General features: G+C 71.4%; 12 protein-coding genes and 1 tRNA gene. 6 read left to right on the top strand and 7 right to left on the bottom strand.

Features of this window, described 5'->3' with window-relative positions:
• The first annotated feature begins 134 nt into the window (after window positions 1-134).
• Together MFF42_RS06680 and MFF42_RS06675 are read left to right on the top strand one after the other, a co-directional pair.
• Complete coding sequence (locus MFF42_RS06680; RefSeq protein WP_238255050.1) at window positions 135-338, top strand: CsbD family protein; 204 nt, start codon at window positions 135-137, stop codon at window positions 336-338.
• Window positions 339-470: 132 nt separating this feature from the next.
• Window positions 471-887, top strand: coding sequence for a CsbD family protein (locus tag MFF42_RS06675; protein ID WP_238255049.1), 417 nt, complete (start codon window positions 471-473; stop codon window positions 885-887).
• Here MFF42_RS06675 and MFF42_RS06670 read toward each other — a convergent pair.
• Complete coding sequence (locus tag MFF42_RS06670; protein WP_238255048.1) at window positions 871-1,803, bottom strand: sensor domain-containing diguanylate cyclase; 933 nt, start codon at window positions 1,801-1,803, stop codon at window positions 871-873. The two genes, MFF42_RS06675 and MFF42_RS06670, sit on opposite strands and share 17 nt — an antisense overlap.
• 158 nt (window positions 1,804-1,961) lie before the next feature.
• Between MFF42_RS06670 and MFF42_RS06665 the strand changes: the two genes are divergently transcribed.
• From MFF42_RS06665 to MFF42_RS06655, 3 genes are all read left to right on the top strand, one after another.
• Window positions 1,962-2,738, top strand: a complete 777-nt coding sequence (locus MFF42_RS06665) for a creatininase family protein (RefSeq protein WP_238255047.1) — start codon at window positions 1,962-1,964, stop codon at window positions 2,736-2,738.
• Between the two features lie 140 nt (window positions 2,739-2,878).
• Window positions 2,879-3,574 (top strand): hypothetical protein, encoded by a 696-nt coding sequence (locus tag MFF42_RS06660; RefSeq protein WP_238255046.1) that lies wholly within the window; start codon window positions 2,879-2,881, stop codon window positions 3,572-3,574.
• Window positions 3,571-3,984 carry a PIN-like domain-containing protein gene (locus MFF42_RS06655; protein WP_283206861.1) on the top strand — a complete coding sequence of 138 codons (414 nt, stop codon included), beginning with the start codon at window positions 3,571-3,573 and terminating at the stop codon, window positions 3,982-3,984. The genes MFF42_RS06660 and MFF42_RS06655 overlap by 4 nt, the downstream gene beginning before the upstream one ends.
• On the opposite strand, the gene MFF42_RS06650 is transcribed toward MFF42_RS06655, so the two are convergent.
• The 4 genes from MFF42_RS06650 to MFF42_RS06635 form a co-directional block, all read right to left on the bottom strand.
• Complete coding sequence (locus MFF42_RS06650) at window positions 3,969-5,243, bottom strand: glycosyltransferase (protein ID WP_238255044.1); 1,275 nt, start codon at window positions 5,241-5,243, stop codon at window positions 3,969-3,971. The two genes, MFF42_RS06655 and MFF42_RS06650, sit on opposite strands and share 16 nt — an antisense overlap.
• Before the next feature lie 50 nt (window positions 5,244-5,293).
• A complete protein-coding gene (locus MFF42_RS06645) occupies window positions 5,294-6,580 on the bottom strand; it encodes an alpha/beta hydrolase (protein WP_238255043.1) in 1,287 nt (428 codons plus the stop codon).
• Between the two features lie 274 nt (window positions 6,581-6,854).
• Window positions 6,855-6,930: transfer RNA gene (locus tag MFF42_RS06640), tRNA-Thr, on the bottom strand.
• Window positions 6,931-7,179: 249 nt separating this feature from the next.
• Window positions 7,180-8,916 (bottom strand): putative bifunctional diguanylate cyclase/phosphodiesterase, encoded by a 1,737-nt coding sequence (locus MFF42_RS06635; protein WP_238255042.1) that lies wholly within the window; start codon window positions 8,914-8,916, stop codon window positions 7,180-7,182.
• Between the two features lie 415 nt (window positions 8,917-9,331).
• Between MFF42_RS06635 and MFF42_RS06630 the strand changes: the two genes are divergently transcribed.
• A complete protein-coding gene (locus MFF42_RS06630; protein WP_238255041.1) occupies window positions 9,332-9,670 on the top strand; it encodes a DUF167 family protein in 339 nt (112 codons plus the stop codon).
• On the opposite strand, the gene cmk is transcribed toward MFF42_RS06630, so the two are convergent.
• Window positions 9,657-10,289 carry a (d)CMP kinase gene (gene cmk, locus MFF42_RS06625; RefSeq protein WP_238255040.1) on the bottom strand — a complete coding sequence of 211 codons (633 nt, stop codon included), beginning with the start codon at window positions 10,287-10,289 and terminating at the stop codon, window positions 9,657-9,659. The two genes, MFF42_RS06630 and cmk, sit on opposite strands and share 14 nt — an antisense overlap.
• A 29-nt stretch (window positions 10,290-10,318) precedes the next feature.
• A complete protein-coding gene (gene aroA, locus MFF42_RS06620) occupies window positions 10,319-11,680 on the bottom strand; it encodes a 3-phosphoshikimate 1-carboxyvinyltransferase (RefSeq protein ID WP_238255039.1) in 1,362 nt (453 codons plus the stop codon).
• Between the last annotated feature and the right edge of the window lie 157 nt (window positions 11,681-11,837).

Genomic DNA, 11,837 nt, shown 5'->3' with positions numbered 1-11,837 from the left:
ATTTTGCTGGCCCGTTCACGGCCGTGTGCGGCGATGCACGCCCCATCATAGGAGTGGAACCAAGCGCCCGGGGATCCGTTCAGCTTGCCGAGAGCGCCGAGAGACGGCGCGAACACAATGAGCGGAGAAACGCGATGAGCAGCACGACCGACAAGATCAAGGGTGCCGCCAACGAGGTCGCCGGCAACGTCAAGCAGGGCGTCGGCAACGTCACGGGCAACGACAAGCTGAAGGCCGAGGGCAAGGCCCAGGAAGTCGAGGGCAAGACCCAGCGCACCGTCGGCGAGGCCAAGGAAGGCGTGAAGAACGCTGCGGACGCGGTGAAGAGCAAGCTCTAAGCGTTCGCACCGAAGGCATCTGCCGACACTAACCCGACGGCCGGAGCCGCACCCGACCGGGTGCGGCTTCCTCGTTTCGAGCCCCGCCGCGGCGCGGGCTCGGCGGACGAATTTGATTCAAGGAATTTCATCATGAACAGGGACCAGATCGAGGGCGGCCTGCGCAACCTCAAGGGCCGCGGCCGGACCGCGCTCGGCGCCGTGGCGGGCCGTGCCCGTCCCCAGGTCGAGGGCGCCTACGAGCAGGTCGCCGGCGTGGCGCAGTCCGCCTATGGCCGGACACGCGACCGGGCCGAGGACATCTACGAGGACGGTTACCGCCTCGCCGACGAGGCCGTTTCCCGCGGCCGGCATCTCCGCGACGAGGCCGTGGGCCGCGGACGCCACCTCCACGACGAGGCCCGTACCCGCGGGCGCCACTTCCGCGACGAGGCGAGCCGGCGCGGTCGTGCCCTCGCCGTCCGGGCGGACGAGAACCGGGGCACGACCCTGGCCCTGGTCGCCGCGACGGCGTTCGGGCTCGGCCTGCTCGTCAGCCGCCGCCGCTGACGGCGGCCTTCGTCCCTGTCGTCTTGGCGGCCGTCTTGGCGGCCGTCTTGGCCTCGTAGAGGGCGCGGTCGGCCCGCGCGAGCAGGGCATCGACCGTGTCGCCCGACGCCGTCGTCCAAGCGGCGCCGAGGCTGGCGCTCACCCGAACCATCCCGGCTTCGACGGCGATGGGCTCGGCGGTGGCGGCGCGGACGGCCTCCGGAAAGAGGTCCGCGCCCTCCGGCACGATCAGGATGAATTCGTCGCCGCCGGGTCGTGCCGCGAACAGGCCGTGCGACGCGGCGAGCCCGGCGAGCCGTCGGCCGATCTCCCTCAGTACAGAGTCGCCCGCGGCGTGGCCGAGGCGATCGTTGACCGGCTTGAAACCGTCGAGATCGAGGCTGAGCACACCGGGCCGCTGCCCGGCCTCGAGCCGTCCGGCGAGATGCTCGCGCAGATACATCCGGTTCGGCAGCCCCGTGAGGTCGTCGTGGCGAGCGATGTGGCGGAGCCGCGCGTTCGCCGCCTCCCGCTCGGTCACGTCCCGGTCGATGCCGCGGTAGCCGCGGAACGCGCCGTCGGCGCCGAACAGCGGCACGCCGCTCGTCTCCAGCACGACGAGGCTGCCGTCCTTGCGGAGGTTGCGGTTGAGAAGCTGGGCGAAGGGCCGCCGCTCGGCGGCGATGGCACCGAAGATCCGTCCGACCCGCTCCGCCTCGTCCGGCGGCATGAAGTCGAAGGGCGTGCGTCCGACCACCTCCTCCGGCTCGCGGCCGAGCAGGGCGACGCATTGGCGCGAGGCGTAGGTGTAGCAGCCCTGCGCATCCACCTCCCAGATCCAGTCCGAATTCTGCTCCAGCATCTCCTGCAGGCGGACCAGCTCGGCCCGCATCGCCCCGGCCGCATCCTCATCCGCCGCCCCGGGATCGGGCGGCATCGCGGCAGGCCTGTTCGGAGGAAGCGTGTTCACGGACGGTCGGCGCTGGCCACGGGGATGGTCCCGCAAGTCTTGGAGCATCTTGACTAACGAGCGGTTGAGACGGGAAGTGTCCGGGATCCGCGAGCCCTCAAGCGCGCGATCAGGGAGATGACAGCATGCCGGCGCGATCCTGGCTCGACCTCACGACGGCGGAGATCCGCGCCCGCGACATGGGCCGGGCGATCGCGGTGCTTCCGGTCGCCGCGGTGGAGCAGCACGGGCCGCACCTGCCGCTCGGCACCGACACCCTGATCGCGGAGGGCTATCTGGAGCGGGTGGCCCGCCTCGTGCCGGAGGCGCTCGACGTGCTGCTCCTGCCGGTCCAGGCGGTCGGCAAGTCGGACGAGCACGATTCCTTTCCCGGCACGCTGACCCTGACCGCCGCGACCGCGCTCGCCGCCTGGACCGAGATCGGCGCCGGCCTGCACCAGTCGGGCTGCACGAAGCTCGTGATCGTCTCCTCCCACGGCGGCAACAGCGCGCTCATCGACCTCGTGGCGGGCGAGTTGGGCGGCCGTTTCGGCATGGTGGCGGTGACGACCTCGTGGAGCCGCCTCGGCCTGCCGGAGGGCCTGTTCCCCGCCGACGAGATCCGCCACGGCATCCATGCCGGCGGCATCGAGACCGCGCTGATGCTGGCCCTGCGGCCCGACCTCGTGCGGCGGGACCGGATCGAGACCTTCGCGCCCCGCACGGTGGCGATGGAACGCGATTTCACGCTGCTGCGCGCCGGCCGCCCGGCGGCCTTCGCCTGGAAGACGGAAGACCTGCACCCGTCCGGCGCCCTGGGCGACGCCCGCCTCGGCACGGCGGAGGCCGGCGCGGCGGCGCTCGATCACGGCGCGCGCGCCTTCGTGCGGCTGCTGGAGGAAGTGGATCGCTTTTCGTTGTAGGGTCGCGGATGACGCCGCCCATCGATCTCGAATCCTCGTCCGCTTCCTGAGGAGACGTTCTGGACGGGACGAGGACAGCCCACGCCCCTCTTGACGATGGAGGAGGGTGCGGCACAACCTTTTCGGGTGTGGAGCAGGGCGTGAGACACTCCGAAAGCAATCTGATCGGCATCGGGCTCTACACGCCCGCGGAAGCCGGCCGCCTGCTCCGGATCTCGCCGGCAAAGATCTCCCGATGGTTGAGGGGCCATGAGGTGGCCGGCCGGCGCTACGAGTCGCTCTGGACACCGCAAGTCGATCTCGGTGACGAGGGGTTCGCGCTCGGCTTCCGCGATCTGCAGGAGGTGCGCGTCGCCGACGCCTTCATCAAGCGCGGCCTCAGCCCTCAACGGGTCAGGCAGGCGATCGAGATGGCGCGCGCGATCGTCCAGGATGAGCGGCCCCTCTCGACGGCCCGCTTCCGCACCGATGGGCGGAGCATCTTCCTCCAAGTCGCCGAGGAGGACGGGGAGGCGAAACTCATCGACCTCTTCAGGAAGCAGTTCGCCTTCAAGGAGATCCTGGAGCGAAGCTTGGTCCATCTCGACTACGACGAGGCAGGGATTCCCTCGCGTTGGTGGCCCCTCGGGCGGTCACGGTCGGTCGTGATCGATCCCGCCCGCTCGTTCGGACAGCCGATCGAAGCCGAGACGTCCGTTCCCGTCGAGGCCCTCGTCAACGCCGTGACGGCGGAGGGTTCGCCCGAGGCCGCGGCGCTGGCCTGGGATGTTCCGGTCCGGGCGGTCAAGCGCGCCCTCGCGTTCCGGCGCGAGATGGATGCGCGGCAGGCCGCTTGAGCGTCCGGGTCTTCTTCGACAACTGCACCTCGCCGGTGCTGGCCGAGACGGTCGGCGGCTATCTCAGGCATCTCGGTCAACGCGCCGACCACATCCGTGATCTCCCCTGCGGACGCCACGCATCGGACTTCGAGTGGATCGCGTATCTGGCCGGCACGGGCGATGAATGGCTCACGGTCACGGGCGACGGCCGGCTTCAGAAGAACAAGGCGGAACGGGCAGCCTTCCGCCGAGCCGGCCTGAAGGGCGTCGTCCTCGCTCCGGCCTACCAGAAGACACCGCTCAACCAGCAGGCCTCCTTCCTGATCTGGCGCTGGCCGGAGATCCAGTCGCTGCTCAAACTGGCGCCGCCGTTCCTGTTCGAGGTGCCCATGGGCAAAGCGAGCGGCATTCGTCAATTGCCTCTCTGACGCGAGTGCTCTGCCCCGGCGCAAAAGGCTTCCACCGCGTCGCAGGCTTCCGCGACGCCGTCCTCCTGTGCCATCCGCGCCTTGGCCGCCGTGCAGGCCTGGGCGACGCGGGGATCGGTCAGCAGCCGGCGCAGCGTCGGCACGGCGCGGGCCGGGGTGAAGCGGCGGCGGCTCAGGGCAGTGCCGACGCCGAGACGGCCCAGCCAGCGCGCCTCGTCGAAGTGATCGAAGGCGACGGGCACCACGAGTTGCGGAATGCCGGCCGCGAGCGCCTGGGCGACGGTGCCGATCCCGCCATGATGGATCAGCGCGGCGCAGCGGGGCAGCACGCGGCTGAACGGAGCGTAGGGCACGTGCAGCACGCTCGGGGGCAAGTCCGCCGGCACCTGCCCGCCCTGCGGCGCGAGGAGGAGGCCGCGCCGGCCCAAGCGGGTGCAGACGCGCAGCGCGGTGCGGAAGAAGGCTTGGCTGCGCGAAATGGCCGAGCCGTAGGTGAAGGCGAGCGGCGGCGGCCCCGCCGCCAGAAACCCCGCGACGGCGGGCTCCGGCTCGGCGACGTCGCCGAAGCGATCCGCGAGCGGGAAGCCGACCTGCAGGGATTGGGGCATCCGGTGGGGCTGCGGCGCGGCGTACCATCGGGGAAACGTGAGCAGGACGCGCTGCGGGCTGCTCCACCAGCGGCGAAGCCGGCGCACCGGCGGCAGGTCCAGCCGCGCGCGAAACCCGTTGAGCGCCGGCAGGGCCGCGGGCCCGATCACGAAGCGGTCCGCTCCCCATCCGATCCAGTGCCGGATGCGCGCCGGCAACCGCTCGGGAAGGGGCAGGCCGGGCAGGATCGGCGGATCGGTGCGGCTCCCGGCGAGCAGCGGCATGAGGTGGACCGTGACGACGTCGAGGCCGAGCTTCTCCTGCGCCACCCGCGCTCCGAGGGCCAGCGTCGAGGCGAGCACGACGCACTCGCCGGGCCGTGCGGTCCCGGCGAGCCACCCGTAGACCGGCTCGGTCGCGGCCGAGACGTGGCGGAACATCGCCCCGATGCCGCGCCAGGGCCGCCAGAGACCGGTCTCGGTCGCGGCGCGGCGGTAATCCTCCTCCGTTCCGAGGGCGAAGAACGGCACGCCCGCCCGGGCCGCCATCGCGGCGAAGGGAGCGGGCGCGGCGAGCGTGACCGCGTGTCCCCGCCGCCGCAGCTCGGTCGCGATGGCGAGGAGCGGCAGGACATCGCCGTGGCTGCCGACGGCAACGACGAAGATTCGCATCGGTCTCTCGGCCGGCTTGCGCCCGTCGGGCGCGGGGTGACGCGTCCGGATCAGAGCAGAAGAGCGGGCTCGCGTTCGCGGCAGGCGACGGGGGCGAGCACATGCTCGCGCAGCCGCCGCGGGCCCAGGGTCATGGCGAAGAAATCGTAGGCGCCGGGCCGCTCGTTCGCGAGGAGGAACTGGAAGTGCATCCGGAACGGGCGGAAGCGCACCCGCCGGTAGGTTTCCGGGCAGAGCAGGTCGCGAAAGCGGGCCGAGCGCACGAGGGGGTTGGCGACCGGCTGCTGCCCGCACAGGCGGAGCTTGAGGTCGCGCAGCGGGTTGAAGCCGGGGAAGTTCATCCAGTCCTGGGGCGCGTGGAAGTCGCACCAGACGACGCGCCGCTCCGTGACGAGGCGCGCGATCTCCGCCCGCAGGGACGCGGCCGCGGGCTGCATCGCCACGAGCGGCAGACCGGACCCCAGCGTCACCAGCGAAAGGCTCGCGCCCGAGGCGCCGATCGACGCATCGCGGGCGAGCAGCCGAGCCGCGACCTCGACCGCCGTCAGCCCGCCGGAGGAATGGCCGACGATCATCACCTCGTCGGTGGGCTGCCCGGTCTCGGCCCGCGCCGCGAGCGCGGACAGGACGTGCCCGGCAAAGGCGTCGAGACGCCGCTCGTAATCCGGCCGCCACCCCTGGCCGTGCTGCCAGTTGAACACCCAATCGTTCAGAAGCTGCCAGAAGAAGATGCGGTTGAGGAAGGCCTCGATCAGCTTGATCCAGGCGACGCCCGCGACCACGCCCAGCGGCAGCGAGATCCAGAGCGGCCATCCGAGGCTGTGGCCGAACCAATCGCCCAGATGGGCATGCACGCCCACACCGATGGCGACGGACAGAGCGGTGAGGAGGATCACCATCACGAAGGGGTAGAGGATGACGTTGCCGTACTTCCAGCTCAGCCGGTAGAAGCGGAACAGCAAGCCGGTCAGGATCATGTGCGCGGTGCCCGCGACCAGGAGCGCGACGCTGAGGAAGCGGGAGCGGGCGAAGTCGGCGGCGACGATGTCGTCCCACAGGAGCACGTCGTATCGGGTCTCGGCGCCGTCGCCCTGTTCGGGCGCGCTCACGGCCCAGCTCTGAACCAGCCCGTTCTCGCTCAACTGCGCGCAGGAGACCGTTCGCCTGCCGCCGTCGAACCGCTTGGTGTAGCGGGCCCATTCCCGCACGAACAGCAATCGGTAGCGGGTTCGCGCCTCGGGATCGTAGCCGGGAATATAGAAGACGTAGCGGTGGCGCACTGCTTCGAGCCGCGCCTCCTGTAGATCCGGCGGCGTGAAACTCAGCGAATTGCGCATACGCCCGAACGCCCCATCCGGACGATTGCTCTCGCGCGGTGGCCGAGCAGGTCCGTCCCACACCGAGTGAGCCCTAACCCTCTCCCCCATGCATTATCATTCATTACAGTTTTAGAACTTGTGAAAAGAGAGGATGCGTTTCGCGCGCGATACCAGTTTCGGGCGATGCGCGGCGATCGAAGGGCCCCGTTCGCGTCGCGAACGGACAGGCCAGCACTGATCACGTGAGGGATGACGGGTTGGATCCGATCGTTCCGTCGGATCGAGAGCCCGGTGGTGCCGGTTGCGGGACTCGAACTCGCGACCTACCGCTTACAAGGCGGTTGCTCTACCAACTGAGCTAAACCGGCAGCGCCCAATCCGCTATCAGCCTGCCCCGGACGGCGCAAGCGCATCCCCGGCCGTTCTCTGCGCTTTGACAAGCCGTGAGCTGTCTCTTGCGCACAACTGATCTTCGTCTCGACGGCCGAGTTCAAGCATTCGGGTCGGACGAGACTCGGGTCATCCGCACGTAGTCCCGTTAACCGCTCGCTTCACACAGCATCGTGCCGGGCCTCGCTGACGGCCCCGCGGAAGCGACGGGCCGGGAAAGGCCGGCATCAGGCCGCCTCCGGCTGGCCCTGGACACTCGGCCGATCGTCTCGCGACAGCGCGGCCCGACGCGCGGGCCTTCGCAGCTCGACCGTGCGGTCGAGGCGGGCCGCGGCCTCCGGACGGCCGAACAGGTAGCCCTGGAGATCGAGCCCGCGTTCCTTGGCGAGCAGGCGGCGCTGCTCCTCCGTCTCCACGCCCTCCGCCGTCACCGCGAGGCGGAGGCTGCGCGACAGGCCGATGATGGCCCGCACGATCGCCGTCGCCTGCGGATCCCGGCCGAGTCCGTGGACGAAGCTCCGGTCGATCTTGAGGCGGGTGAGCGGGAAGGTGTGGACGAAGCTCAGCGACGAGTAGCCGGTGCCGAAATCATCGAGCGCGATCATCACGCCCAGAGCCCGCAGCCGCTGGAGCAGGCCGAGCGCCACTTCGCGGTTCTGGAGCACCGCGGTCTCGGTGATCTCGAGTTCGAGCCGGTGCGGCGGCAGACCGCTCGCGGCGAGCGCCCGCTCGACGGCATCGATGAAGAGGGCGCTGCGCAGCTGCGTCGCCGAGACGTTCACCGCCACGGTGAGATGCGCGGGCCAGGTCGCCGCCTCGCGGCACGCCTCGGCCAGGATCCAGGCGCCGATCTCGGGCATCAGGCCCGCCTCCTCGGCCACCGGCACGAACTCCGCGGGCGACGGCGCCACCCCGTCCGGCCGCCGCCAGCGCAGCAGCGCCTCGAAACCGATGGTCGCGCCGCTGCGGGCGCGGACGATCGGCTGGTAGTGCAGGACGAATTCGCGCCGCGCCACGGCGCGGCCGAGGGCGTTCTCCAGGCTCGTCCGCGCCGCGACGCTGTCGCCCATCGCCGGCTCGTAGAAGCTGTAGCGGCTCCGGCCCTCCTTCTTGGCGTCGTAGAGGGCGAGGTCGGCGTTGCGCAGGAGGATGTCGGCATCGCCGCCGGCCAGCGGCGCGACGGCGATGCCGATGCTGGCGCCCACACGGATCGGCATCTTCTTGATCGTGTAAGGCTGGTTGAGGGCTTCGAGGATCTGCCGGGCGGCGCCCGCCACCCGGTGAGGGTCGGCGGGTCTGAGGATCAGCGCGAACTCGTCGCCGCCGAGGCGGCCGACGACGTCCTGCGCCCCCGCCATCCGCCGCAGGCGCCGGGCCACCTCCTGGAGCAGCTGGTCGCCGACGGCGTGACCGAGCGTGTCGTTGATCGGCTTGAAGCGGTCGAGATCGATGTAGAGGACGGCGCAGTTCTCCCCCGTCCCGGAGGCGAGCGCCTCCGTCAGGGCCTGACGGAGCGTCGCGCGGTTGGCGAGATCCGTCAGGGGATCGTGCCCGGCGAGGTGCTGGATCCGATTCTCGGAACGCCGCCGCTCGGTGCAATCGCGGGTGACCTTCGCGAAGCCGATGAAGCAGCCAGCGTCGTCGTGGATCGCATCGATGACGACCTGCGCCCAGAAGCGGGAGCCGTCCTTGCGCAGGCGCCAGCCCTCCGACTCGAACCGACCGTCCCGCCGCGCCGTGCGGAGACCTTGCTCGGGCAATCCCGCAGCGCGATCCTCCGGAGCGTAGAAGCGGGCGAAGTTGCGCCCCACGATCTCTTCGGCCGCGTAGCCCTTGGTGCGCTGCGCCCCCGCATTCCAATTGGCGACCGTGCCGTCCGGGGACAGCATGAAGATCGCGTAGTCCGTAACCCCCTGTACGAGCAGGCGGTACATGATGTCGGCGTCGTCGCGGCGGTTCGGCATTGTCGAATTCTTGCGGTGCCCGTCGAACCGAAGCAGAAGCTACAAAGGTTAATTCTTGTAGCGCTGCGGGCGCCCGCGTCCGGGGGGCAAGGCGGCAACGATCATTTCCGCCGCCGCGTTGTCGGAGCTGAGGTTGCATTCATCGGAGAAGACACAACCGATCCGCCGCATGTGGAGCGTCTCACCCCAACATCCGGCTCAAACATCACGAAGGCGTGAGGCTATTCGGCCGAGGGCGGCGGAGGATCCGCACAGGTCTCGCGACGAAGACGCTGAGGCCGAACGGCCGTTGCCATCCCGTGCCGTTTGGGACCGTTCGAGGCGCCGGGATGACAGCCGGCCTCGCCGGATGGCACAGCGCGACCGGGACCTGCTTCCCCGCGATCAGGACCACGGCGTCCGCGAGACCTTGTCGATGCAAAGCCCCTTCACCCTCGACGCGAACGGCCTCACCCTCGCGGTGCGGCTGACGCCGCGGGCGAGCCGCACCGGCCTCGACGGCGTCCGCACGGAGGCGGATGGGCGCCCCGTCCTCGCGCTGCGCGTGGCGGCACCGCCGGTCGAGGGCGCCGCCAACGCGGCCCTTACCGCCTTCGTCGCCCGGAGCCTCGGGCTGCGCAGGGCCGAGGTGACCCTCGTCGCAGGCGAGACCGCGCGCACCAAGCGGCTGCACCTCTCGGGCGATCCGCAGGCGCTCGCCGCGCGGGTGGAGGCTTGGATCGGCGGCGCGGACGCGCCGCTCAGGCGGTCTTGAGCCGCTCGACGATCGCGACGGCCTCGGCGAAGGCGGCCTCGGCATCGAGTTCGGTGGTGTCGAGCACCACCGCATCCTCGGCGGCCTTCAGCGGGGCGGCGGCGCGGCTCGAATCGCGCGCGTCGCGGGCGCGGATGTCGGCGAGGATCGCGGCGAGCGTCGTCTCCTCGCCGCGGCCGAGCAGCTCGCGATGGCGCCGCCTTGCCCGCTCCTCGGGCGCGGCGATGATGAACAGCTTCACCCGGGCCTCGGGGCACACCACCGTGCCGATGTCGCGCCCGTCGAGCACCGCGCCCTCCGCACCTTCGGCGAAGCGCCGCTGCCAGGACAGCAGGGCGGCGCGCACCTCCGGCACCGAGGAGACCCGCGAGGCCGCCTCGCCCATCGCCCGCTCCCGCAGGCGCGGGTCGGACAGCCGGTCGGCCGAGAGGGCGGTGGCCGCCCGCGCCGCCGCCGCCCTGTCGTCGAGGTCGCTCCCCTCGTCGATCAGGGTCAGCGCCACCGCGCGGTAGAGCAGGCCGGTATCGAGATGCGGCAGCCCGTAATGCAGGGCGAGCCGCTTGGCGAGCGTGCCCTTGCCGGAGGCGGCCGGGCCGTCGATGGCGATGACGAGGGGCATGGCGGGCCGATCGCTCACAGCAGCCGGATTCATGCGGCGGCCCCGTCCTCGATCCGGGCACCGAGGGCCAGCATGGTCGGACGGAAGCTCGGGAAGCTCGTGGCAATCATCGCGCCGTCGTCGACGGTCACGGGGCGCCGGGTGGCGAGCCCCATGACGAGGAAGGCCATGGCAATGCGGTGATCGAGATGGGTCGCGACCGTGCCGCCGCCCGCGGGGGCCTCGCCGGTGCCGGTGACGATCAGGTCGTCGCCCTCGACCGCGTGGGTGACGCCGTTGGCGGCGAGCCCCGCGGCGACCGCCGCGAGCCGGTCGGACTCCTTCACCCGCAGCTCGTGCAGGCCGTTCATCCGGGTCGTGCCCTCGGCGAAGGCCGCGGCGACCGCGAGGATCGGGTACTCGTCGATCATCGAGGGCGCCCGCTCGGCCGGGACGTCGACGCCGCGCAGGCGGCTCGCCCGCACCCGCAGGTCGGCCACGGTCTCGCCGCCCTCCTCGCGCTCGGCGAGGCGCTCGATCTCGGCGCCCATCTCGATCAGCGTGGTGATGAGGCCGGTGCGCAGCGGGTTCATCATCACGCCGCGCAGGGTCACCTCGGAGCCCGGCACGATCAGCGCCGCCACCAGCGGGAAGGCCGCCGAGGACGGGTCGGCCGGCACGACCACGTCGGTGCCGCGCAGGGTCGGCTGACCGGTCAGCGTCACGGTGCGGCCGTGACCGCCCTCGCCGTAAGGCGTCACGCTCACCTCGGCGCCGAACAGGCGCAGCATCCGCTCGGTGTGGTCGCGGGAGGCGGCGGCCTCGATGACGGTGGTGGTGCCCGGCGCGTTGAGCCCGGCAAACAGCACCGCCGACTTGATCTGCGCGGAGGCGACCGGCAGCTCGTAGCGGATCGGGATCGCCTCGCGCGGGCCCTTGAGCGTCAGCGGCACGCGCCCGCCCTCGGCCTCGGACACGACCTGCGCGCCCATCCTCAGGATCGGATCGAGGATGCGCCGCATCGGCCGCTTGCGTAAGGAGGCATCGCCGTCGAAGGTCGCGGTGACCGGCTGGCCGCCGACCACGCCCATCATCAGCCGCGAGCCGGTGCCGGCATTGCCGAAATCGAGCACGCCGGCCGGGTCCTGCATCCCGCCGATGCCGACGCCGACGATCCGCCAGCGCCCCTCGCCCTCGCGGGTGACCCGGGCGCCCAGCGCCTCCGCGGCGGCGGCGGTGCGCAGCACGTCGTCGCCCTCCAGAAGGCCCTCGACCCGCGTCTCGCCGATGGCGAGCAGGCCCAGGATCATCGCCCGGTGGGAGATCGACTTGTCGCCCGGCGGCTTCAGCGCCCCTCGCAGGGGGCCTCCGGGATGCGCGGTGACGGGCTGCGGTTCGGAATCGTGCGACACGGGGATCTGACGTCTTGCTCGAGCGCTGGGCTGAGGCGCGTCGGCACCCGCGCCACCGGACGCGCGGATGACGCGGGCCGGCCCGCATGGTAACGGGCGCCGGTCGCGCCGGGTCCGTCCGGCGGGCGGCCTCGGTGCCCTCGCGGGTGCCGACGCG

The sequence above is a fragment of the Methylorubrum podarium genome, assembly GCF_022179745.1.
GTDB classification, from domain to species: Bacteria; Pseudomonadota; Alphaproteobacteria; order Rhizobiales; family Beijerinckiaceae; genus Methylobacterium; species Methylobacterium podarium.
Note: the sequence above shows the minus strand (reverse complement) of the source record. Positions and strands in the feature narration are given on the sequence as shown.